21 protein-coding genes, 1 tRNA gene and 1 pseudogene are annotated in these 21722 nt (G+C 69.5%); 9 read left to right on the top strand and 14 right to left on the bottom strand.

The window, feature by feature from the left end; all coding sequences use genetic code 11:
* Window positions 1-222 precede the first annotated feature (222 nt).
* The 3 genes from F4553_RS07270 (at window position 223) to F4553_RS07260 (ending at window position 5477) form a co-directional block, all read left to right on the top strand.
* Entirely contained in the window at window positions 223-960 is a 738-nt protein-coding gene (locus F4553_RS07270; RefSeq protein ID WP_184833789.1) for a hypothetical protein, read from the top strand.
* A 52-nt stretch (window positions 961-1012) separates the two neighbouring features.
* Entirely contained in the window at window positions 1013-1498 is a 486-nt protein-coding gene (locus tag F4553_RS07265) for a hypothetical protein (RefSeq protein ID WP_184833787.1), read from the top strand.
* A gap of 415 nt (window positions 1499-1913) precedes the next feature.
* Window positions 1914-5477, top strand: coding sequence for a LamG domain-containing protein (locus F4553_RS07260; RefSeq protein ID WP_184833785.1), 3564 nt, complete (start codon window positions 1914-1916; stop codon window positions 5475-5477).
* A 174-nt stretch (window positions 5478-5651) separates the two neighbouring features.
* On the opposite strand, the gene F4553_RS07255 is transcribed toward F4553_RS07260, so the two are convergent.
* Together F4553_RS07255 and F4553_RS07250 are read right to left on the bottom strand one after the other, a co-directional pair.
* Window positions 5652-6269 carry a class F sortase gene (locus tag F4553_RS07255; RefSeq protein ID WP_184840491.1) on the bottom strand — a complete coding sequence of 206 codons (618 nt, stop codon included), beginning with the start codon at window positions 6267-6269 and terminating at the stop codon, window positions 5652-5654.
* A 77-nt stretch (window positions 6270-6346) separates the two neighbouring features.
* On the bottom strand, window positions 6347-7174 hold the full coding sequence (locus F4553_RS07250) for a DUF4397 domain-containing protein (RefSeq protein WP_184833783.1): 828 nt from the start codon (window positions 7172-7174) through the stop codon (window positions 6347-6349).
* A gap of 144 nt (window positions 7175-7318) precedes the next feature.
* On the opposite strand from F4553_RS07250, the gene F4553_RS07245 reads away from it, so the two are divergent.
* Both F4553_RS07245 and F4553_RS07240 read left to right on the top strand, forming a co-directional pair.
* Complete coding sequence (locus F4553_RS07245; protein WP_312875126.1) at window positions 7319-7909, top strand: sigma-70 family RNA polymerase sigma factor; 591 nt, start codon at window positions 7319-7321, stop codon at window positions 7907-7909.
* A complete protein-coding gene (locus tag F4553_RS07240; protein ID WP_184833781.1) occupies window positions 7866-8642 on the top strand; it encodes an anti-sigma factor in 777 nt (258 codons plus the stop codon). Before F4553_RS07245 ends, F4553_RS07240 begins: the two co-directional genes overlap by 44 nt.
* Before the next feature lie 69 nt (window positions 8643-8711).
* Here the strand turns inward: F4553_RS07240 and trhA are convergent.
* Window positions 8712-9398: pseudogene (trhA, locus tag F4553_RS07235) on the bottom strand (PAQR family membrane homeostasis protein TrhA); the annotation flags it as partial.
* Window positions 9399-9598: 200 nt separating this feature from the next.
* Here trhA and F4553_RS07230 point away from each other — a divergent pair.
* On the top strand, window positions 9599-9970 hold the full coding sequence (locus tag F4553_RS07230) for an STAS domain-containing protein (protein WP_184833777.1): 372 nt from the start codon (window positions 9599-9601) through the stop codon (window positions 9968-9970).
* A gap of 121 nt (window positions 9971-10091) precedes the next feature.
* Here F4553_RS07230 and F4553_RS07225 read toward each other — a convergent pair whose 3' ends face one another.
* Window positions 10092-10895 (bottom strand): SGNH/GDSL hydrolase family protein, encoded by an 804-nt coding sequence (locus tag F4553_RS07225; protein ID WP_184833775.1) that lies wholly within the window; start codon window positions 10893-10895, stop codon window positions 10092-10094.
* Between the two features lie 158 nt (window positions 10896-11053).
* Here F4553_RS07225 and F4553_RS07220 point away from each other — a divergent pair, with 158 nt between their 5' ends.
* A complete protein-coding gene (locus tag F4553_RS07220) occupies window positions 11054-11716 on the top strand; it encodes an alpha/beta fold hydrolase (RefSeq protein ID WP_246466214.1) in 663 nt (220 codons plus the stop codon).
* On the opposite strand, the gene F4553_RS07215 is transcribed toward F4553_RS07220, so the two are convergent.
* The 5 genes from F4553_RS07215 to F4553_RS07195 all read right to left on the bottom strand — a co-directional run bounded on the left by F4553_RS07215 (window position 11713) and on the right by F4553_RS07195 (window position 15513).
* Window positions 11713-11976, bottom strand: coding sequence for a hypothetical protein (locus F4553_RS07215; RefSeq protein WP_184833771.1), 264 nt, complete (start codon window positions 11974-11976; stop codon window positions 11713-11715). The genes F4553_RS07220 and F4553_RS07215 overlap by 4 nt on opposite strands.
* Window positions 11977-12007: 31 nt before the next feature.
* Complete coding sequence (locus F4553_RS07210; protein WP_184833769.1) at window positions 12008-12592, bottom strand: GNAT family N-acetyltransferase; 585 nt, start codon at window positions 12590-12592, stop codon at window positions 12008-12010.
* Window positions 12593-12645: 53 nt separating this feature from the next.
* Window positions 12646-13716, bottom strand: coding sequence for a hypothetical protein (locus F4553_RS07205; RefSeq protein WP_184833767.1), 1071 nt, complete (start codon window positions 13714-13716; stop codon window positions 12646-12648).
* 115 nt (window positions 13717-13831) lie between these two features.
* The gene (locus F4553_RS07200; RefSeq protein WP_184833765.1) at window positions 13832-14359 is read right to left on the bottom strand and encodes a hypothetical protein; all 528 of its coding nucleotides are present in this window, start codon (window positions 14357-14359) and stop codon (window positions 13832-13834) included.
* A gap of 326 nt (window positions 14360-14685) precedes the next feature.
* Window positions 14686-15513: a DUF6042 family protein gene (locus F4553_RS07195; RefSeq protein WP_184833763.1), complete on the bottom strand. Its 828-nt coding sequence runs from the start codon at window positions 15511-15513 to the stop codon at window positions 14686-14688.
* 240 nt (window positions 15514-15753) lie between these two features.
* Between F4553_RS07195 and F4553_RS07190 the strand changes: the two genes are divergently transcribed.
* A tRNA-Leu gene (locus F4553_RS07190) sits at window positions 15754-15837 on the top strand.
* Between the two features lie 18 nt (window positions 15838-15855).
* Here the strand turns inward: F4553_RS07190 and F4553_RS07185 are convergent.
* From F4553_RS07185 to F4553_RS42280, 4 genes are all read right to left on the bottom strand, one after another.
* Entirely contained in the window at window positions 15856-17190 is a 1335-nt protein-coding gene (locus tag F4553_RS07185; RefSeq protein ID WP_246466212.1) for a recombinase family protein, read from the bottom strand.
* Window positions 17191-17467: 277 nt separating this feature from the next.
* Window positions 17468-17761, bottom strand: a complete 294-nt coding sequence (locus tag F4553_RS42895; RefSeq protein WP_184833759.1) for a helix-turn-helix domain-containing protein — start codon at window positions 17759-17761, stop codon at window positions 17468-17470.
* Between the two features lie 48 nt (window positions 17762-17809).
* Window positions 17810-18454: a response regulator transcription factor gene (locus F4553_RS07175; protein ID WP_184833757.1), complete on the bottom strand. Its 645-nt coding sequence runs from the start codon at window positions 18452-18454 to the stop codon at window positions 17810-17812.
* Window positions 18445-20376 carry a histidine kinase gene (locus F4553_RS42280; RefSeq protein WP_184833755.1) on the bottom strand — a complete coding sequence of 644 codons (1932 nt, stop codon included), beginning with the start codon at window positions 20374-20376 and terminating at the stop codon, window positions 18445-18447. The genes F4553_RS07175 and F4553_RS42280 overlap by 10 nt, the downstream gene beginning before the upstream one ends.
* Window positions 20377-20482: 106 nt before the next feature.
* On the opposite strand from F4553_RS42280, the gene F4553_RS07165 reads away from it, so the two are divergent.
* Complete coding sequence (locus tag F4553_RS07165) at window positions 20483-21040, top strand: hypothetical protein (protein ID WP_184833753.1); 558 nt, start codon at window positions 20483-20485, stop codon at window positions 21038-21040.
* 60 nt (window positions 21041-21100) lie between these two features.
* On the opposite strand, the gene F4553_RS07160 is transcribed toward F4553_RS07165, so the two are convergent.
* Complete coding sequence (locus F4553_RS07160) at window positions 21101-21634, bottom strand: hypothetical protein (protein WP_184833751.1); 534 nt, start codon at window positions 21632-21634, stop codon at window positions 21101-21103.
* Window positions 21635-21722 lie beyond the last annotated feature (88 nt).

The raw sequence follows: 21722 nt of genomic DNA, 5'->3' as shown, positions 1-21722 counted from the left end.
TTCCTTCCAGGGGTGGTGGACAGTCGCCGAATGTCAGGACAGCATGATGCTTGTCGATGTTGTCAGATCGATGATGGTGATTCAAGACCGCTTCGCGGCTGTGATGCCCCCACCGACAGCCGTGCTTCACCGACTCCGACAAGCGAGAAGGGACCGGCCGGTTTGCGCTCGGGGTCCGGCGCCGCTAGCGTCACGCTCTCGATCTAGCCTTGGGGGACGCTGATGCGACGTATGGTGCTGGGCATCGCTGCCGTAGGAGTGCTGGCTGCCGGTTGCGGCGCCTCCGAACAGCCGGGATCGCCGACGCCGAGCGCGACATCGCTTCCCGCGACGTCGGCACCGGCCGGCGTGAGCCCTTCCCCCTCGGCGCCATCGGGCCTGCCCTCCCCGCTGCCGGAGACGCCGTTCACGGCGGCCAAGCTCGGGGCTGCGGCGGTCGTCGGCGACAGCCTCCTCGACGGCAGGGTGGCAGCCTATGACAAGGACGAGGCGCCGAGCGGGATGAACGACGCCTGCGGCGGGAACGTGTTCACCCGCTCCAACCAGCCCGTCTACGTCCACTACAAGGAGTGGACCAGCAATGGGAGCGTCGGCGTCGTCCAGATCGTGCGGGTGCTGGCCAAGGAGACCGGAGCCAAGGCTGCGGCACGGTCCAACGCCGCGTCGGCGCGCTGCAAGAAGTTCAGCGGTGACGGTGTCAAGAGGGCCAGGATCGCGCCGGTCGCGGTGGCGTTGCCGGCGGGGGCGCCCACCGGGGTCGTCTTCTGCGACAAGAACACCGCCGCATCGATCGACTTCTCCTGCGTCACCAACGTCACCCGCGGATACATCATGGTCACCGTCATCTCGTACGCGAAGACCGAAGCCGAGCTCGCGGCACCGACCATCGCCGGGGTCGGCCGGGTCAGCGCGTGGCTCGCCGCACTCGGCCCGACGGCGGACCGCGCTCCACAGCGCTGACCAGTAGGCTCCGTTGCGGTCGTCAACGGGACACGTGGGAGGAACACCCGTCATGAGAACCGTCATCGCTGTCACTGCGTGCGCAATCGCTCTGCTCGGGACCGCTGCCTGCGGCAACGAGACACCGGTCGTCGCGGGCTCCGTCTCGCCGGGCGCTGCGACCGCGAGTCCGGCTGCCGAGGTCGAGGGTGACGTCACTGCCGCCTGCGTCACGATCAAGGACGCCAACCGCGCCATGTTCGACCTGCTCGGTGTCGTGCTGCTGCTCGACGAGACCTCGACTCCGCAGGAGGCTGCGGAAGCGGCTGCCAAGCTGAAGAAGTCGTTCAGCGACAACATCAAGGCGTTGACCACGGCTGCCGGGCAGACCGCCGACTCCGAACTGCTCGCCGCCATCGACGCCCTGGTCAAGGCTCGCACGGCCGGGATCGCCGCCGTGGATGCGGCGGGCACGGACGGGACCAAGGTGGCCAAAGCCGCCGTCTCCGATGCCGCGGGCGCCGGCGAGCGTGCGGTTCTGGGCATCTGCAACCGCTGACATCGGACCTTCTGGGTCAGGACCGCGATGACGAGGTCGACGACATGCCGGCGGGAGTCGGCGCCCGGGTGACCGTGCTGTTTCCCGGAAACAAGCTCTAAAGCCCTCTCGGGATGGGCTTGTTTCCGGGAGACAGCACGATCATGCGACGCGATGAGGGCAACTTCCCCGGCAGCACCGGCTCCGGAGCGCAAGCACCAACTCTTCAAGAGTCGCGGCGACCTGGGCTTCCTCACGGCGACGGAAGGGGTCGTCGACCATGCGGTGAACGACGGGCGCAGATACCGGACGGATACCGGTTTGAAGGTGCCGGTGGTCATTCTCGGCTCCGGGTTTCCGGCGATATCGGGGAGTGGCGATGCGAGATGTGTTGACGAGCGGCGGGGTGCCGGTTCGCCGGTGGTCTGTTCCGTTGGTGGGTGTACTGCTGGCGGGGTTGTTGCCGGTGGTGGCGGCGGGTTCGCCCGCGGTGGCGGCGGTGGCGAAGCCGTCGTGTGTGGATACGGCGGTGTCGGAGGAGGCGGCGATCGCGGTGGCGGTTTCGTGTGCCCGGCGGGTGACGGTGGCGGGCAAGGTGACGGAGTTGACGCAGGTGTATGCGGAGCCGTCGGGTCGGTTGCGGTTCGAGTCGGCGGTCCTGCCGCAGCGTGCTCGTCAGGCCGATGGTTCGTGGAAGCCGGTGGATCTGGCCCTGCGTAAGGACAAGGCGGGTCTGCTGCGTCCGGGTGCGTCGGTCGCTGATGTGCGGTTCTCCGCCGGCGGCAGTGGTCCGTTGGTGACGTTGGTCGAGGCGGGCGGGACGATGACGATGTCGTGGCCGGGTGTGCTGCCCGCGCCGACCGTCGCCGACGACTCCGCGACGTATCCCGAGGTGCTGTCCGGTGTGGATCTCGTGGTCCGGGCGACGCGGACCGGGTTCACCCATGTCCTGGTGGTGAAGACACCGCAGGCTGCGGCGAACCCGGCGCTCAAGGAGATCCGCTTCGCGATCGGCGGCGACGCCACCGTCCAGGCGACCCCGGACGGCGGCATGCTCGCCAAGATCCGCTCCCGCGTGGTCGCCACCGCTTCGCCCGCGGTGATGTGGGACTCCACCGAGGTCGTGACCGGTCCGGCTGCCGAGATCGCCGCCCGGACCGGCGAGAAGCCGGAGTTCAAGGGCGTCAAGTCCACGCATGCGGCGCCCGGTGACACGGCCAAGGAGGCGCCGGTGCACGCGCGTGCGACGAGCTCCCGCGAGTTCGTCCTGCGCCCGGACGCGAAGCTGCTCGCCGCGCCCGCGTCGGCGTTCCCGCTCTTCATCGACCCGCCGTGGTCGACGGTGAAGTCGCGGTGGGCCTACGCCACCAACAACGGCTCCAGCAACACCGATTACAGCGTGGCCCGGGTCGGGCGCAACCCCGACACGGGGGCGCTGTTCCGGTCGTTCTTCGATTTCCCGGTCGGGGCGCTGGCGGGCAAATATGTCCACGACGCGTACGTGGCGATGAAGCTGACCCACTCGTGGTCGTGCGGCGACACGGAGAACGACATGTACTACACCCAGGGCATCACCGCGACGATGAAGACGTCGTGGACGGCGACGTCGCTCAACAGCTGGCTCTCCTCGACGATGTCGCACGCCAACGAGGCGGGGGGCTGCTCGGACTCGCCGCAGCCCGACCAGGACAGGAACTTCACCGGCCCCAACGTGACGTACGCGATCAATGCCCACGCCGCGGCCAGCGCCACCAACATCACCATCGGGTTCGTCGCGGGCGCCAACGCGACCTGGGAGGCGATCCAGGATCGCTGGAAGCGCTGGCTGCCCGGCAATGCGGTGCTGGTCGTGGATTTCAGCTCCTACCCCGGTCAGCCGACCGGGTTGCAGGTCGCCGGCGTCGCCTGCCCCGGCAGCGGTGTCATGTCGATCGGCACGAGCACCCCGACCCTGTCGGCGGTCTTCCCCGACGCGGACGGAAGCCAGACGATGAGTGCGGCGTTCGAGTGGCTGGAGGTCCCGGCCAACGGGGTCTACGACGACACGACGCCCCGCAAGACCGCGCCGCCGGCGGTGTCGGCCCCCGCCAACACCCGGGGGACCACCAGCGCGTTGAGCGGCATCATCGCGGGCAAGACCTACGCCTACCGCGTCAGGCACACCGACCCGGCACCGTACAACCTGGTCAGCCCATGGTCGCCGTGGTGCACCTTCGCGATGGACGACACCGTACCGGGGGCTCCCTCGATCACGGCGGTGACGCTGCCCACGGGTCCCGGGACCGGTGGCGTCTTCACCCTCAGCACGGTGCTGCCGGCCGATGCCGACGTGGTGAAGTTCCGGTACGGGTGGTCCAGCCCGCCGCTGCTGGAGGCGACCGCCACCGGCACCACCACCAAGACCGCCACGATCTCGGTGACCGTGCCGAAGTACGGGCAGAACATCCTCTACGTCCACGCCATCGACGCCACCGGCAACAAGGGCAACGACTCCTCGAGGTCCATGACGGTCTCCCGGCCCAGTCCGGCGGTGGCCCGATGGGGCCTGGAGACCTACCCGGGCACCACCTCGGCCATGGCGTTGGCGGACCGGCAGCCTGCCCTGGCGGGCAACACCCCGCTGACGACCTACGGCGGCGCGACGTGGCAGCCGGACGCGAGGCTGATGAACGGCGCGACCATGCGGCTCGACGGCACCACCGGCTACCTCAGGACCACCGGTCCGGTGCTCGACACCACGAAGTCGTTCAGCGTCGCCGCCTGGGTCCGCCCGACCAACCTCGACGACTATCACAACATCGCGACGCAGCGAGATGACTTGTATACCCGGTTCAACCTTTACACCTACTGGGACAAGTACTGCTTCGCGTCGAACGGCTCCGCCACCGAGTACGTCGACCCGATCTTCACCTGCGCCACGGCACCCGCCCAGCTCAACGTGTGGACCCACGTCGCCGGGGTCTGGGACTCGGCCGACGGCGGAAAGCTCCGGATCTATGTCAACGGCGTCCTGGCCGGACCGGAGGTCGCCGACCCGACCTCCTGGGCTGCGGACGGGCCGGTCGTGATCGGGCGCTGGGAGCTGTGGGACGAGGACGATTCCTACTGGGCCGGTGACATCGCCGATGTGCAGCTGTTCAACCGGGTCCTCGTCGCCAACGACTTCACCGGCCAGCGGAAATCCGACCCGCTCTCCGGCGGCTTCGACGAGCCGGGCATGTTCGCTCCGATCGAGGTCGGCCGCTGGGACATGGAGGCCGCCACCCCGTGCTACGCGGTCGGCAACCCCGGCACCTGCGAGGCGCCCGACGGCGCCGCGTGGGGCCGGCGGATGGCGCTGAGCCAGGGTTCGTGGGTGGACCTCGGCCACGGCAACGGGCAGGCGGTCTACTTCGACGACAAGCACTGGGCCGACGACCCGGCCGACCCGTTCTACAACCTCACCACCCAGGAGTACGGCCGCTCGCAGCGCAACACCGGCACCCTCGGCGCCCCGGTCTGGGGTGACAGCCCGGTGCTGCGGACCAACGGGTCCTTCACCGTCTCCACCTGGGTCAAGCTCGGCAAGACCACCGGATCGCAGATCTTCGCCTCGCAGGACTCGCCCGGCCACAGCGGGTTCCACCTGTCCTACCGTGACAGCAACGGGGGGCAGTGGGTCTTCAAGATGGTCGCCGGGCAGACCGACGGCACCGCCTCCCACACGACCCTCGCCGCCGCTGCCGCGACCAGCCCCACTACGTGGCACCACCTGGTCGGCGTCGCCGATGCGAGTAAGCGGGAGATCCGGCTGTATGTCGACGGTGCTCTCGCCGCGACGATGCCGCTCTACTCGGGGTGGCAGCCGTGGCAGGCGTCCGGTCCGCTGGTCCTGGGCCGGGGCACGACTCCGACCGGTCCGAACGACTGGTTCACCGGTGCCCTCGACGACGTCCGCGTCTACCAGGGCGCCATGACCGAAGGCGGCGTCATGGCCCTCTACGAGAGCCAGAAGATCTGACCTCCGCTCCGCGAAGGGCGGGTGGCCGACCCGGCCACCCGCCCCTCCCAACGGGAAAGGCACCCCGTGAAAGCGGCGCGAAGCCTCCGCCCCGCTTCCCGTCGCACGATCAAGAACAAGACCACGAAGGCCAGCCGGGTACGCGGACCCGGCCCGCTGTCCGATCCGGATGGCCTACAGCGGTGCCGCCGTGACCACGATGTTGTCGCGATAGTGCCTGGTCTGCTCGTCGAACGGCCCACCGCAGGTGATCAGGGTCAGCCGGGGCTCGCCGTCGCGGGCGAAGTAGCGATCGAGGGGGATCTTCGTCTTGCGGAACTCCTCCCGGGCGACCACCCGGTACGCGTAGTCGCGTCCGTCGCTCCCGGTCACGGTGACCCGGTCCCCGGTGCCGAGGGAGCGCAGCCGGTAGAACGCGCCCTTCCCCTGGGCCGCGCTGTCCACGTGCCCGGCGATGACGACCGACCCCGCAGCCGCCTCCAGACCCGGGCCGAATCGGTACCAGCCGACCCGATCGACACTCGGCGGTACCGCGAATTCGCCGGTCCGGGCGTCGATGCCGACCGCAGCGATCGTGGCGGTCAGCGACATCGCGGGAATCCGCAGCCTGACCGGCTTGATCACCATTGGTGCGCGGGGCGGCGTACCCACCTGGACCGTGACGCCCGAGCCCGCCGGAGCGGGAGTCGGCGACGCGAGCTCGAGGACCTCGGGGGCCGCGGCATCGGTCGGCGGGTCTGCGAGGATCGCGGCCGTCCCGCCGGTGACCACGGCCGCGGCACCGGCCGCCATCGCGATCAGCGCCGAGCGGCGGCCCCACGGGCGCGGGCGCGCCCCGGGAAGATCCCGGGACGCGCCCTGGCCGATCGTCATCGAGCCGAACGACGGCTCGTGACCAGCTTCACCCCGCCGCCGAGCAGCAGCAGCCCGCCCGCCGCGATCAGCACGAGCATCCAGATGCCCGGGCCGGTCTCGGCGGTGCCGCCGTCACCGCTCGGTACGCCACCGGGCGCCGAGTGCAGCCCCTTGATGACCTGGGCGACCACGCCGAGCGTCTTGCCCTCGGCGGAGCCGATCGCGTAGACGATCGTCGCGGTGCCCTCGGCGAGGTTGAGATCGGTCGCCGGGATCGCGACGGTGCTGGTGCCCGCGAGCACCACGTCGGCGCTGACCGTGCCCGCGCCGAGCACCGCCTTCGCCTCGTTGGGGTTGGTCAGCCCCGGGAAGACCGGCTCGCCACCGGCCCGCACGTCGACCGCGGGAGCGGCGGCGGTGTGCCGGACGATGAGCCGGGCCTTGCCCGCGTCGAGCTTCGACACGTCGTTGACGAACGGGGTGATCTTCGGCTTGCCGGCGGCGTCGAGGTGCGCCACGATGCTGATGTTGGCCCCACCGGGGACCGCGGCGTCGTCCACCGACAGGATCGCGGCCGAGATCGGCTCGCCGGGCTTGGTCAGGTCGATGTCGTAGCTGCCCTCCGGCAGCGACAGCGGGCCCGCGACGGTGCCCGGCTGGAAGTCCTCCAGCGTGAGCTTGTCGTTGACGTAGACGTCGACCGGGGTGGCCGGGATGCCGTGCACCACATAGACCTGCGACGTCGCCGCGTAGGCGGGGGTGACCGACGCGAGGCCGGCCACGGCGGCGACGGCCAGCGCGACAGCGCCGTAGGCCACCGTGCGGGGGATGGAGCGGGTCATGTTGCTTCCTCCTGGCTTCGATTCCGTGCTGTGCAACCGGGAGTACGGCGGCCCGCCGCCGCTTGGATGCGGTCCGGCGGATTTTTCTCCGCCGGCCCCTCGGCGGCTACAGTCGGCCGATACCCCGGGAAGGCGGCCCATCTGGTGACGCGGCTGAGCGAGGACCCAGGCGACGACGAGCTCGCCAAACGGTTCGTGGACGGCGACGAGTCCGTGCTGCGTGCCGCCTACGACCGCTTCGGCGGGGCGGTGTTCCACCTGGCCACCAGGGCGACGGCGCACCGGGCCGACGCCGAGGACGTCACCCAGGCGACGTTCGTCGCGGCCTGGCAGAGCCGGCACACCTTCGATCCGGGCCGGGGGAGCCTGCTGGGCTGGCTGCTGACGATCGCCCGCCGCAAGGTCATCGATCACTATCGGGCGGCCGCCCGCGAGGACCGGGTCGCCGAGACGATCGTCCGCCAGCCGGAACCGCCGGCCGTCGAGTCACCCGAACGCATACTGGACCAGCTGGTCGTCGCCGACGAGCTGGCGAAACTGCCGTCCGACCAGCGCCGGGTCCTGGAGCTGGCGTTCTATGAAGATCTCACGCACCATCAGGTCGCGGAGATCACCGGATTGCCGCTGGGCACCGTGAAGAGTCACATTCGACGAGGCATGGCGAGTCTGAAGCGCCGATGGGAGGTGGACGGTGCCGCATCTGGAGCAGAGCGAGCTGATTCTGCTCGCCAGTGACGAGGCCGCGGAGTCGGCGACGAGCGCCGAGCACCTGGCCGGGTGCGCGGCCTGCCGCGACGAGCTGGCCGAGCTGCGGGACCTCTTCGCGGTGGTGAGCGAGACCGAGCAGGTCCGCGACCTGCCACCGCCACCCGAGAGCGTCTGGGCGGGCATCACGGCCCAGCTCGCGGCCGACAGCGCCGCCCGGTCCGACGACGCCGTCCCGGCCGTCCCCACCAGCGGGGACACGGCCGGGAAGGGCTCTGCCGACAGGGCCCGGAGTCCGCGGGACAACCGGCCCGCGCCACGCGCCCGGCGCTCCTGGCGGCGGATCGCGGCAGCGGCGGCGCTGACCGTCGCCGTGGCGGCCGCGGGGCTCGTCGCGGGCGTGTGGCTCACCCGCTCAGACGACCCCGCCCGGCCCGCGGTGCTGGCGTCCGCGCAGCTCGCCGCCTATGGCGGGACCCCGCCCTCGGCGGCCGGTCGGGCAGAGGTCCTCGACGGCCGCAGGCTGGCCCTGCACGTGACGGGTCTGCCGGCCGTGAGCGGCTATTACGAGGTGTGGCTGATCGATCCGGCCACGCTGCGGATGTTCTCCGTCGGCACGCTCGGCGCGGGTCCGGACGGGGAGTTCACCCTGCCGGCCAACGCCGACCTGGGCGTCTATCGCGTCGTGGACGTCTCGGCCGAGCAGTTCGACAACAACTCCGCGCACTCCGGCGACAGCCTGCTGCGAGGCACGCTGAGCTGATCAGGACAGCCGAGGTCGCGTCGTCACCCGCACCCGCAGCGCCCGTGCCGCCTGCTGCCTAAGCGAAGAGGCGAGGTAGATCATGATGTGGTGGCAGGTGGCTGCGACGAGGGTGCAGGCGTGGAAGAACTCGTGGTGGCCGAAGGTCCGTGGCCATGGATTCGGTTTGCGCAGGGTGTAGAGGACTGCGCCTGCGCTGTAGGTGAGGCCGCCGGCGGCGAGCATGATCAGCGCGGTCGCTCCTCCACTGTGGAGGATTTCCGGCAGGACTGCCAGGGCGGTCCAGCCGAGGCCGAGGTAGAGCGCGGCGTTGACCCATCGCGGTGCGTGTGGCCGGGCGACGGAGGTGACGACCCCTGCGGTTGCGCCGGCCCATACGATCGTCAGGAGCAGTGTGGCTTTGCCGGGGCTGAGAAGCAGGACGCAGATGGGCGTGTAGGTCCCCGCGATGAAAACGAAGATCATCGCATGGTCGAGCTGGCGCATGATCTGGTATCCGCGTTCGCTCCAGGCGTTGCGGTGGAACAGGGCGCTCACTGCGAACAGCGCGCACACGGTGACGCTGTAGACGGCGGTGCTGATCAACGGTGCGGTACCTGGTCGGCCGGCGGCGACGCTGGTGAGGACGACACCGCAGACGACGGCGACGACCGAGGCGTACGCGTGCAGCTGCCCGCGCAGCCGGGGGTGGCCGAGATCGGCGAGGGCGGGGCGGGTCATCGTGGCGGTGGGGCTCGCACTGGTACCGGCGGTCATCTCGGGCACATACCCAGCAGCCCGCTCTCAAACCTCGGCTGATGCGGCAGTGGTGGGTGCCGCGGCGGATCCGGAATGAGTGGCCCGGTCTCCAGACACGCGGCAACCGGACAACGGCGTACACTGATGCACATTGGGCCAACTGATTGATCTCTGCCCCAGACCTCGGCAGCCACGCGTGGACGTGTCAGAGGTGAGGTATGAACAATCCGCCCGGCGACCCCATGACCATCGGCATCGTCACCGCGCTGCGCGGCGCGGTGGTGTGCGTGCGCCTCACTGGTGACGTGTGCTTGCCTGGTGAATCGGAGCTCGACCGTGCGGCCGTGCACCTGGCCGCGACCGGCTGCCGCAGCGTCTATGTCGACCTGGCCGGGGTCACCTTCGCCGGGTCGGTCCTGGCCAACTTCCTCTGCGCCTTGTCCACCCGATCCTCGCTGGTCCTGTGCGGACCCAGCCCGCTCGTACAGCGGATCATCGAGGTGACCGGCCTGGACCGGGTCGCCCGTATCGTCGACCGCCTCCCTGCCGACTGGGCGGTGGAAGGAACGCTCGCCTCGGCGACGACGTGAACACGCGTCGGGCCCGACGGTTGAGCGCTATCGGCAAGCGCCCCGGCGTATCGACCTGCGCACGTGAGGAAGTGATGTGCCCTTGATCTGGCCGGAGGCGGCCAGATCAAGGACGCGGGCTTCAGGCGGCGGAGCCGTTGAAGACCGGGAGGTAGCCGCCGGACTGGCCCGCCGCGGTGGGGTGGTAGGAGACGCCGAGGTCGGCGAAGTTGAGCGCGTGCAGCCACTTCGTGCCGTAGCTGCAGAGCTGGTGCCCGACGAACTGGGACCGCACGTCGGCGAAGGTGAAGCCGTGGCGCTGAGCCGCCGCCTTGGTGATGTCGTCGACGAGGTTGATGCCCTCGTTGATCTTCGCCCGGGACGTGGCGGAGAGGCCGACGCAGACCGTGCCGAGCTGGTAGAAGACCGGGTAGCCGAGGACGACGACCCGGGCGCTCGGCGCCTTGCCGCGAATGGCGGTGTAAGCACTGTCGAGGCGGCCTGGCAGGGTGTTGCGGGCGAACGTCTCGGCCGCGTTGACCGCGGCAACGCACTGGTCGGTGCCCTGCAGCGCGCAGGTGCTCATGATGTTGGAGAAGCCCGCGTCGTTGCCGCCGATCGTGACGCTGACCAGGGTCGTGGTCGCGGAGAGCGCGGGCACCTGGGAGCTGATCAGACTGGCGGTCGTCGCGCCGGAACAGGCGACCGAGCTGTAGGTCGCGGTGCTGTGCGCCGCCGCCCAGAGCGCCGGATAGGCGTTGGGGCTGCGGTTGCACGAGCCGCTGGACGGGATGTAGTTGCCGGCGCCGACGCCGGAGGAGTAGGAGTCGCCGAGGGCGACGTAGTTGACGGCGGCTGCCGCGGAGGCGGGTGAGCCGAAGCCGATGGCGAGGCAGACGGCAACGATGAGGGCCGACGCGTAGGCGGCCGTACGCTGTGGACGCACGTGTTACTCCCGGGGGTTGTGGAGTGCGGGTGTCATAGGAGTAGCACTCGATCACGCAAAATGAAAGACGTAAATATTAACTGTTCACCCGTTTGATGGCCGCCCTTTCTGGCCACCGGCGGCGAGCTGCGGCGGGCTGCCGACCTATGCTGGGGATCATGACCGCACTCGCCTACCGCGCCGGCGGAAACCCCGGGCCCGACGGAACGTCAGTGGTGCTGCTGCACGGGCTCGGCGGGGACGCCTCGTCCTGGCGGGAGGTCGCGCCGCTGCTCGGCGATCTCGGCCGGACCTACGCGGTCGACCTGCGCGGGCACGGCGACAGCCCGAGACCCGGCGACTACTCCGCCGAGCTGATGCGCGACGACGTCGTGGCGCTCCTGGACGAGCTGGCGCTGGAGCGGGTCGTCCTGGTCGGACACTCGCTCGGCGGGCTCGTCGCCTATCTCGTCGCGCTCGCGAGCCCCGAGCGCACCCTGGCGCTGGTGCTGGAGGAGCCGCCACCGCCGGTGCCGCTGAACCGGCCCGACGCGGTGCGGCCGGACGAACCGACGCCCTTCGACTGGGCGGTCGTCCCGGCGATCCGAGCACAGGTCAACCACCCGGACCCGCGCTGGTGGGGGCAGCTCGCCACCATCACCGTGCCGACGCTGCTGGTGGCGGGCGGGCCGGAGAGCCACGTGCCGCAGCACCTCCTCGCGGAGATGGCCGCCCAGTTCCCGAACGGAAAGCTGAGCACGATTCCGGGCGGCCACAGCCTGCACGAGGTCTATCCTCAAGAATTCGCCGACTCCGTCCGCCGGCTGGTCGGGCCGATCTAGCCCACCTCGACGGCGGTGACGGGCTGCCCCTGCGCGCGGGGCAGGTAGATCAGGCACTGCCAGCCGTCGCCCCCGGCACCTCGGAGCCGGTCGGCGGCGGCCCGCGCCTCGCGGTCGGTGGCGAACTCGCGCCACACCGATTTCACGCCCGCACGGTGCTCGACTTCATACTGCCCGCCGATCGGGTTGAACCGCAGATAGACGTCGACCCGACCGCCGCCGTCAGCCACGTCGCGCCACCAATGTTCCAAGGTCTCCACGCGCAGGATCGTACACCTGTGCGAAGACGTTTCATGAGGTGCCACGCCGTGCGGCGCTCGCCACTTCCCATTCATCCCTCGTCAGGGCGTACTCCACGTCGCCGAACTCCGAGCCCTCGATCACCTCGGGCCACTGCGCGAAGTAGGTCCGCACGAACCTGAGCCCGGCCTTCTCCATCACCCGGCGTGATCCGGCATTGACCGTCATCGTGTTGGCGGTCACGCGTACCACACCGAACTCGGCGAAGCCCCTGTCGATCAGCGCGCGCGAACCCTCCGTCGCGAGCCCCCGACCCCAGGCCGACGCCCGTAGCCGGTAGCCCAGCTCGACCTCGCCGGGGCGGGAGTCCTCCTCCGGTCGCAGCGCGAACCACCCGAGGAACTCCGCCGTCGCCCTGTCGATCGCCGCCCAGCAGCCGAAGCCCGGGAACCGCTCGTCGTAGGCGAGGAACCGAGGCATTGTCTCCCGCTCGACCACCTCGCGCGGTGTCGGCACGCCGCCGTTGAGGAAACGCATCACCGCCGGGTCGCTGTCGAGCGCCACGAGGTGGTCGACGTCGTCCCAGGTGAAACGGCGCAGGAGCAGCCGCTCGGTGGTGAGGAGGAGATCGCCCATCTCCCGGATGCTACCGGCGCGACCCGGGCGGGTCGCACCGGTCGGCGCGGTCCTCAGGCGGTGAAGGCGACGGTGAAGTCGCTGTCGGCATAGGCGTCGGTGACCTGGTCGTAGCAGTTCACCGTCACAGAGTTCGACCCCCAGAACGCCACGGTGCAGTAGGTCGACGTGTCACCGCGCGAGCCCGCGACCGCGTAGCCGGACCCGATCGACAGGCCCGGGAACGCCACCCGGTAGCGGCCGGTGCCGAGCGTGGTGATGGTCGGCGCGCCGCCCGCCGAGTTCCACCAGCCTGCCGGGTAGAACACCGGGCTCATCCAGGAGTGCCGGGAGTGGATGTTGCCGAAGGCCGCGGTGGCGGTGCCGAGCACGGTCACGCTGTGCGAGTAGCTCACCGAGAACCGGGAATCGACCAGTACGCCGTTGTGGTTGTGGCAGAAGACGCCGATCGGGGTCGGATCCTCGTCGTTCTCCCCGAACACCTCGCACCGCACCGCAGCGGTCCCGTAAGCGGTGATCTGGTAGACCCCATCATCGTGCCCGACCGGGAAGTAGGCGTCCACCGCGCCGATCTGGAGCATGTAGACACCCGTGGACTGCCTGGTCACATGGTTGGTGAGCCCGGTCGAGTCGTAGGCGTAGGCGCCGCTCGGCACGTAACCGCCGCCCGCCGGCGTCGCATCATGGGCCCAGAAATACCCGAACGACCCCGCGGCCGCGGTCCGGTTGCTGAAGTGGGCCGTGAAGAGCGAATTCGCCGGTACGCCGCCCGCGTCGAAGCACCGCACGTTGACCACCTGATCGGCGCCGGACGGGCCCCAGCTCGCCACCGTGCAGATCCTGTTGTTGCCGGAGCCGTAGGGCCGGGCGTGGGCCACACCGCCACTGGTCGCCATCCCCGTGAAGCGCACCTGGTAGACACCGGTCCCGGAGCGGCTGACCTGCACGGTGCCGCCGGTGGAGTTGCGCTCGTAACCGGTCGTGGCGGTGTAGCTCACCGCATCGGGCTGGCTCGCCCAGACGTAGCCGTCGGCGGAGACCACGGCCTGCGCGGGGGAGGGGAGCGCGACGGCGAACCCGGCCGCCATGAGTGCTGCCGCGCCGAATCGGAGAAGGTTTCGCATGGCCGACAGCATGCGTCCGCGAGCCGCTCAAGGTCTCGCCTGCGTCGCAAAGTTGGCTTGCCGCACCCGCCGCCACCGCCGGGCGGGGCGGCTCGCCCCGCCCGGCGCAGGGGCGTCAACTGAGCACGAGGGCGGACGTCCCCGATGCGGCGGTCAGCCCCGGCTCGAAAAGGCAGTCGAGCGGGTTGGTGACCGGAAGGATGGTGGTGTTCACCGCGGTCGCGCCGCTGAACAGGCCGGAGGTGATCGTCCCGGTCCTGGTGATGACGGTGGCCCCGCCCACGATCGCGACCGTCCGGTTGAAGGTGAAAACGCTGCTCTGCGCGGTGTTCCAGGTGATCGGGAACGATCCGGTGCTGGGCTCGGGCAACGCATCCAGACAGGACTTCTCCGCACTGACGCTGACGGTGATGACGGCGGAGGTCACCGCGGGATGCGACACCGACACGCAGCTCGACAGGATCCGCTGGACGGTGACGGTGACCGTCTGGGAGAACAGGCGCAGACCCGGGTGGTAGGACTCGGTTTCCGTCCCCACCGCGCAGGTGAGGTCCAGTGGGCTCGCGTGCGCGGGGGCGGCGACCACCGGCACGATGGCGACGGTCAGCGTGAGCGCGAGGAGAGCCTTGAGCATCGACGACATGCCTCGACTGTCATCGACAACCGGAAGGCGTCCAACCCGGTGTTCCGCAGAGCGGAACACGCATCGGGGATGCTCGGACAGGGCCCATCCCCATAAAAGGTTTGAGACCCACGCTGCCACGGGGAAGCGGCGCGGGCCTCAAACTTCTATGAACAGTACGCACTGGCGGGCTCCGAGGAAAGCCCCCGGAGGGACGAAACTGCTTTGGTCGCACGGCAATCGGAGCATGCCAATCGATGACATAGGCGCATATTCAGCCAGAGAAATCCACCGGCCCATGAAACGTTTCCAACACACGGCTGGCCGCCATCCACCGATCGGCTGATCTAGATCATGTGCTCCGGAGCCTGCAGCTCGTCCATCTCGTAGACGGTGGCGAGCCGCGAATACTCCGCGTGGATCGTGATCGGGGTGTCCAGCCCGACGGTGACCAGGTCCGTCTCGTCGTCCACGGAGATCCAGTCGCTCGTCTCGACCACCACGCCCAGGGCGCGCCGGACGGCGAGGGGCGGCAGATCCGCGAAGTCACTCAGCTCGCGCAACGTCACGCGTACACAATCGGGGGGTGAATCGGGGCCCAGGGCCTCGGCGGCGCGACGCAGGCCGATGCCCGCGATGACCCCGCGCTCCACCTGCTGCATCGTGGCCTCCTCGGCGGCCTCGGCCGCCGAGAAGCCCAGCACGTCGAGCGGATTGATGTCGAGGTTGCCGGCGACCCACTGCTCGCCGTCCTCGCCCGTGAACGAGTCGAAGACGCCGAGCGCGATCAGGCAGTCCAGAAGCTGGCGCAGGGTCAGCGGGACCGGGATCCCGGCGCCCCGGCACAGCGCCGTGAAGGTCTCGATCCGGCGGCTGCGGGCGTCGATGATCTGGTCGTAGTGCGACTCGGCGAGCTGGGCGGTCGCGTCGACGAGCTCCGGGGCGGCGTCGAGGGTGTTGGACTCGATCCACTCGTCGAGGGACCCCGGGTCGCACCAGATCGGCTCATCCCATGGCGTCTCCAGCTCCGGCTGGTCCCACCAGCTGCGCGGGAAGGCGTCCGCGTCGGCCGGGACGACCCGCAGGCTGGCGATCGCGCACGGTAGCCAGCGGACCCAGGCGGGGTGCATTCGGGACCAGCGCCAATCCGGCTGCCACTCGATCTCCCGCGCCACGCCCTGCTCCTGCCCGAAGTGAATCGCCCGTCCCCGCTGTCCGATAACGCTACTGATGATCGCAGCTAGTGGCAATCTGGCAGGTCGAGGGAGGTTTTATCCGGTTCAAACACGGGTTGAACAGGGGGTTTACGCCACAGTGGGTACCCGGATGCGAGGCCGTGAGGGGCCGTGTAAAGTTGTCCAGCGTGCGGCCCGAACAACCGGGAATACCCCGGTTGAGCAGGCCGGACGCACCCTGTCCGGGTGGCGGAATGGCAGACGCGCTAGCTTGAGGTGCTAGTGCCCTTAACGGGCGTGGGGGTTCAAGTCCCCCCTCGGACACGTTAACCCCCACGGTTGTCAGTGATGGCAATCGGTGGGGGTTTTTGCTGCTAGACGCTGTTGCGGTATCGCCGGACGCTGATTCGTCGCCGTGGGGGTTGGCGCGAAATGGATGCCGAGTACGCCTCCGACAGCGCAGGTGACCTGGGCGTCGTGTTCAAGTAATGCTTGGACCACCATGTGGGGGTCGGAGTCTGGTATTCCGAGGTGTTCTGCGAGTTGCTGGATGGCCTTGGTCTCGTGGATGTAGACGTTGCGTACCCGGTCGCCGACTGCGGTGGTTGAGCTGCGGCTGCCGTGGCGGCATCGGTATGCCGGGTGACCGTTGACCCAATGTGAATCGAGGATCCGGCCGCATTCCCGGCAGCGGATCAACCCGTTGAGCAGGTACCGGTTCAGGTTGCCGTCAAAGGGTGCGGGGACGGCGCTAGTCCACTGGGCGGCGACGAAGTCACGCTCGCTGACGAGCGGTTCGTGGGCGACGTCGCGGGAGATCACCCACTGTTGCAGGTCGGTCCAGCGGCGGGTTTCCGACTGTCCGAGGAGGTCGTCGGCGATGTCGAGCGGACCGCGGGTGGTGTGCTGGCGGTTCCAGACCTGCCGCCCGGTGTAGCGGGGGTTGGCGAGGATCGCCGCGACCGTGCGCAACGTCCAGGATGTGCCGCTGCGGTGCGGGTTGCGTCCCGGGTCGTAGCCGGACGGGCACGGCACCTGCCGGTCGTTGAGGTCGTGCGCGATCCTGGTGACACTGCGACCGGCGAGCCGCTGCGCGAAGATCCACCGGACATGGGGTGCGGTGACGGGGTCGGGTTCCAGGCGTTGGACCATGCGACCCCATCGCGCGTGCGCCGCGTTCGGGTGCGGGCCGGCGTCGACGAGGCGGTAGCCGTACGGTGGCCGGCCACCGAGGTGTCGGCCCTGCTCGATCACCTGGGCGCGCATCGCGGCCTTCGCCCGGAACCGCGACCGCTGAACCTCCCGCTTCGAATGCACACCGAGCAACGCCAACAACGACAGGTGCAGCTCGTTGGTAGCGTCGACCGGGCCGTTGAGCTCAGGCAACCACAACTCGACGCCATAGAGTTCGAGCAGCGGAGCCAGCACACGGAACTGATCACCGCAGAACGCACGCTCGAACTCGCCGACGACGATCGCGTCGAACGCGCGGGCCGGGTCGGCCATCGCCGCGAGCAGCCGCGAAGCCTCGGGGCGCTGAAGCCAAGGCAGCCGCCGGGAACAGCCGACGTCGAAGAACTCCGCGACGACCACGCCCCGGCCGTCGACCAACTCCTCGGCGAAGTCGCGCTGCCAGCGCGCCGATGACAAGCGGTCCTGGAACTCCCTCGTCGACATCCGGCCATAGAACGCGAACCGAATGCCGAACGGATCAGCGGCCGGAACACGGCGGCTCCGCAGACGCCCGCGCCGTGTGGGCTGGCGAAGCCACCACCCCAGCAGGTCCGTTCCATCAGGCAGTGAAGCGTGTGGCATGGGAAGCCCTTCAAACGTCACAGCATCGAAGTCTGACTATGCGCTGTGTAACGAGCCCGTGGCTGGCCAGACACGCCCCGACGCCACGACGGCACGCCCAAGGTCGACCACAGCCTCCTCGAACACCTGCTGACGCACCTCACCCCGCCACGCCAGACCGGTCGCCTCGACGGTCACCGTGCCGTCGCCGGCGGCGACCATCACCCGGCCGGCATCCGCAGACCGCTTCCACCCGTTGAACGCGTTGATCAAGTCGAAGCCCGGTCCACGGGACCTTCACCACACCGCCATGGGCCTTGGCATCCAGGGCACCCTTGACCAGGCGCAAACACTGGTTGTACCCGAACCGGGGCGCACCCGCATACCGCCGCAACAGGACCTCCTGCCCCGGCGCCGGGTCCATAGTGAACCGGAACGCGGTGAAACGAGCCACAACCCGCACCCTGCCCCACACCACCGACAACCCACTTCGCGACGCGGCTTAGGCCCGCAGGAATGTGAGGACAGCCAGGACGCGACGGTGTTCCCTGTCGTGCTGGACGAGTCCGAGCTTGCTGAAGATCGACGTGACGTGTGCCTCGACGGTCTTGATGGCCAGGTACAGGTCGGCGGCGACGGCGGCGTTGGACAGACCCTGGGCCATCAGGGCGAGCACGGCACGCTCTCGGTCGGTGAGCTTGTCGAGGGGATCGAGCTCGCGGCGGCGAGCTACGAGCCGAGCAACGAGCTCGGGGTCGATGACGGTTGCGCCGCCGGCCACCTTGCGCACGTCCGTCCCGAACGCGACGAGGTCGGAGACGCGGTCCTTGAGCAGGTAGCCCACGCCGCCGTCGAACTCGGTCATGAGCCGTAGGGCGTGGTGCACCTCGACGTACTGCGACAGCAGCATCAGGCCTATGCCGGGAACCGTCGCGCGAATCGCGGCCGCGGTGTCGATGCCCTCGGCGGAGAAGCCGGGTGGCATACGCAGGTCGATCACGGCTACGTCTGGCGGGTCGGCGCGCACGAGGCCGAGCAGCGCCGCACCGTCGCCCGCCTGTCCGGTCACGGTGAATCCGACGTCGGTGAGGACGCGGGCCATGCCCTCACGGAACAGTACGGCGTCGTCGGCGAGCATCACCCGCATGGGATCACCGTCTTCAGGTGAGTGCCGGCCGGGCCGCTCTCTACCGTCAGGCGGGCATCGAGCGTCGCGAGCCGGTCGGCCAGGCCTTCCAGCCCGCTGCCCGGCCGTGTGGCTGCACCGCCGCAGCCGTCGTCCGAGATCTCGGTGACCAGACTGGCCCCGGCGAGGACCACCCGAACCGTTACCGCGTCGGCGCCAGAGTGTTTGGCGGCATTGGTCAGTCCCTCGCTGACCACGAAGTACGCCGTGGACTCGACTTCGGCTGACAACCGACGGGCCACCAGCACCGTCAGCCGTACCGGCAACGGCGACCGGTCGGCGAGGAAGCTGATCGCGGCCTCGAGACCGTCCTGGGTCAGCACCGCCGGGTGCAGCCCCCTCGCCAACTCGCGTAGCTCAGCGGTGGCATCGAGTAACTGTCGGCGTACGTCGTCGGCTTGAGCCGCGACCTCCGCGGCGCCCGCCGTCGTGGCGAGCCGTACCACCCTGCCGAGTTCCATCGCGACGTTGACCAGACGTTGTTGTGCGCCGTCGTGCAGGTCGCGTTCCAGCCGCCGCCGTGCGGCGTCTCCGGCCGCGACCAGTCGCTGGGCGGTCGCCCGTAGCTCCAGGACCAGGCCGGCCTGGGCAGCCAGGTCACCGACTACGCGCTGCTCGGCGATCGACAGGGTGTCACCCGGAGCTTTGGTCACGGTGATCGCTCCACGGAAGCGGCCGTCGTGGCGTACCGGCACCGCCACCAGATCGGCGAACGTGCGAGACCCGGTCGGGAGAGAGGTCGTGGTCGGCCAGACGGACACCGCCCGCAACGTGTCGGCCGGGCCGGTCCACAGCGTCACCTCGTGCGCTCCGACGGCGTCGGCAACGGTTGCGCAGATACCGTCGAGCAGTCCACCGGCAGGGGCGGTGAAGTGCGCCGACAGCCGAGCCAGCGCCTCATAGGGAGAGGCCCGCCGCCCGTAGACGACGCGGTCTGCCAGCCGCTGCGCACGCCGGCGAAGGGGCTCGAAGATCACCGCCACGAGACCAGTGGCCAGTAACGACAGCAGGTTGCCGTACCCGCTGACGAGGCGGCCCATGCCGGTCACGACGACTGCGTAGCCGAGGGTCACCAACACCGCCATCGCACCGAAGACCAGCGACTTGTTGATGACAGGGTCGATGTCGTAAAGGCGGTACCGCAGGATCGCTGCACCGGCTGCCACGGCGAGCAGCGGCGCTGTCAGCGTGCCGGGAATCGGCGATCCCCACACCGCCAGGCCGAGCACCATCACGGCGGCGGACATCGTTGCCGAGTAGAGGAACCAGCGCAGTTGGCGGGCCTCGTCACCGCGGGCGCGCCGCACCCGCGCCACCACGCAGGCGACCCAGGTCAGCTGGAACAGCAGATAGCCGACCGGGCGGGCGACTCTGTAGAAGGCGTCCGCGGTGGAGAACCCTGGAAGATCAAGCGGATGACCGGCGACCAGGCCGGTGCGTCCGTACTCCACCGGCCACAGCGCCGAGACCGTGGAAAGGACGAGCCCCATCGCGGCGAGTACGCCGAGGACCGGCACCCATCCACGAGACGGGAGCCGGCCCGTCGGGAAGCACATCACCGCCACGCCGACCAGCACCAGCACCAGCGGGAGCGGCCAGACCCCGAGCCAGCCGATCCAGGAAGCACCCGGAAGCGGGCCCGAGTGCAGGCCGTACTGACGACCCGCGAACATCACCGCATGGGTGACGCCGACAGCGACGAACAGCCAACCCTCGCGGCTGCCTGGTCTGCGGTGGACCACGTACAGCCCGACCGCGCCAAACGATGCGGCGATGAGACCGTTATGTAGGTTGCCGACGTTCAGACCAAGCGCGAAACCGCCGCCGACCAGCACGGCGGTCGCCGTGCCCAATGCCCAGCGCTGTGCGGCTGCCCGGATCACAGCTGTATCCTGCCAGCCCAGAAGCGCGATAGGACCAGGGTTAACCCTGCCAATGTCGAGGGCCAGCCCGGATGCCACAACGCATGGACGCGACGACGGTGGAACCATGACTTCCACACCGCTGGGGCGCCTACTCACCGCGTCGCTTCTCGTCGCGCCCGCCATCTATCTGATTGCCGACCTCTTGTACGCGACACGCGGCTGGGACGATCCAACCGCCGCGGTGGCACACGTCCTCGGCGCAGTCGGCTACACCGTGGTCATGGTTCGCCTCGTTACCCTAGGCAATGGCCGTCTGGCGGCCGTCCTCCTCATCGTCGGCGCGTTAGGCGCGGCCGGCAACGTCGCCTACGGATTCAACACCATCCACGTCTCGATCGGCGACACCGACCTGGTCGACGCCACCGGCGTCGCCGTACTGATCAAACCACTCGGCCTGTGCTTCCCCTTGACCTTGTTGCTCGGCGCCGTCGTACTGCGCGGGGTCGCCCCGACCTGGACCGCCGCGCTTCTCGCAGCGAGCGCCATCGTCTGGCCAGTGGCCCACATAGCCAACATCGGCTGGCTCGCCGTGGCGGTCAACGCCGCGCTCGTCGCCGTGTTCAGCGCCGTCGCGGCCGCTCTCTACCGCGCGCCCCATCGAGTCCCGGTCTCAACCACCTAGAGAAGTGGGGGCTCTGGGGACTGCTGGGCCAAGAATCCCCTCATCGGCGCTGGCCTGGGTCTACGCGCCGGTGACCTGGAGGACGATGGTGCCGTCTTGGGTGGTGAGCCCGCCGGGCATCAGGCATTGCAGCGGGTTGACCAGGGCGTAGATCCAGGTGATGACGGCGGTGGCGCCGTTGAACTCGCCAGCGGTGACGGTGCCGGTGGCGGTGTTCTGCACGATGCCGCCCGTCGCGGTCAGGACGCCGACCAGGCCGGTGAGGGTGGAGGTCTGGCCGTTGTTCCAGTGGATGACGAGCCCGCCGCCGCCGGGGCTGACCTGGACGGCGTTGCAGGAGGCGCCCGGCGCGTCGAAGGAGTAGGTAGGCGAGGTGGTGATTCCGGTAATGGTCGTGTCGGTGGAGGTGCAGGAGGAGATGGTGTCAGTCTCGGTGCCGGTGACGTCCTGCGGGGTGAGGGTCAGGCCGGGGCTGTAGGTGACATGGGTGGTGCCGGTACAGGTGGTGGAGGACGCCGCGTAGGCCGAGGTCGGCGGGGAGAGTACGGCGGCGGCGAGGACGAGGGTCGTCAAGGCTGCGCTCAGACGGATCATGGTTCGTGCCCTTTCGTGGGGACGTTGGACCGACGTATGCCCCGGCCATCAGCGGCGGCACCCCGCACAACGGGTCGAGCTACACCGG

Origin of the sequence: Allocatelliglobosispora scoriae, from assembly GCF_014204945.1 — a bacterium.
In the GTDB taxonomy this organism is placed as follows: domain Bacteria; phylum Actinomycetota; class Actinomycetes; order Mycobacteriales; family Micromonosporaceae; genus Allocatelliglobosispora; species Allocatelliglobosispora scoriae.
The sequence above is the reverse complement of the archived record's forward strand: the minus strand, read 5'-3'. Positions and strand labels throughout refer to the sequence as shown.

What these genes read in the sequence shown, in the direction of transcription:
- F4553_RS07250 (WP_184833783.1), bottom strand. Translation starts at nt 7,174, where the DNA reads ATGACCCGCTCCATCCCCCGCACGGTGGCCTACGGCGCTGTCGCGCTG.
- F4553_RS07175 (WP_184833757.1), bottom strand. Translation starts at nt 18,454, where the DNA reads ATGCGGGTGATGCTCGCCGACGACGCCGTACTGTTCCGTGAGGGCATG.
- F4553_RS07210 (WP_184833769.1), bottom strand. Translation starts at nt 12,592, where the DNA reads ATGGGCGATCTCCTCCTCACCACCGAGCGGCTGCTCCTGCGCCGTTTC.
- F4553_RS07205 (WP_184833767.1), bottom strand. Translation starts at nt 13,716, where the DNA reads ATGCGAAACCTTCTCCGATTCGGCGCGGCAGCACTCATGGCGGCCGGG.
- F4553_RS07270 (WP_184833789.1), top strand. Translation starts at nt 223, where the DNA reads ATGCGACGTATGGTGCTGGGCATCGCTGCCGTAGGAGTGCTGGCTGCC.
- F4553_RS07265 (WP_184833787.1), top strand. Translation starts at nt 1,013, where the DNA reads ATGAGAACCGTCATCGCTGTCACTGCGTGCGCAATCGCTCTGCTCGGG.
- F4553_RS07165 (WP_184833753.1), top strand. Translation starts at nt 20,483, where the DNA reads ATGACTTCCACACCGCTGGGGCGCCTACTCACCGCGTCGCTTCTCGTC.
- F4553_RS07255 (WP_184840491.1), bottom strand. Translation starts at nt 6,269, where the DNA reads ATGGCGGCCGGTGCCGCGGCCGTGGTCACCGGCGGGACGGCCGCGATC.
- F4553_RS07230 (WP_184833777.1), top strand. Translation starts at nt 9,599, where the DNA reads ATGAACAATCCGCCCGGCGACCCCATGACCATCGGCATCGTCACCGCG.
- F4553_RS07200 (WP_184833765.1), bottom strand. Translation starts at nt 14,359, where the DNA reads ATGTCGTCGATGCTCAAGGCTCTCCTCGCGCTCACGCTGACCGTCGCC.
- F4553_RS07160 (WP_184833751.1), bottom strand. Translation starts at nt 21,634, where the DNA reads ATGATCCGTCTGAGCGCAGCCTTGACGACCCTCGTCCTCGCCGCCGCC.
- F4553_RS07220 (WP_246466214.1), top strand. Translation starts at nt 11,054, where the DNA reads ATGACCGCACTCGCCTACCGCGCCGGCGGAAACCCCGGGCCCGACGGA.
- F4553_RS07185 (WP_246466212.1), bottom strand. Translation starts at nt 17,190, where the DNA reads ATGTCGACGAGGGAGTTCCAGGACCGCTTGTCATCGGCGCGCTGGCAG.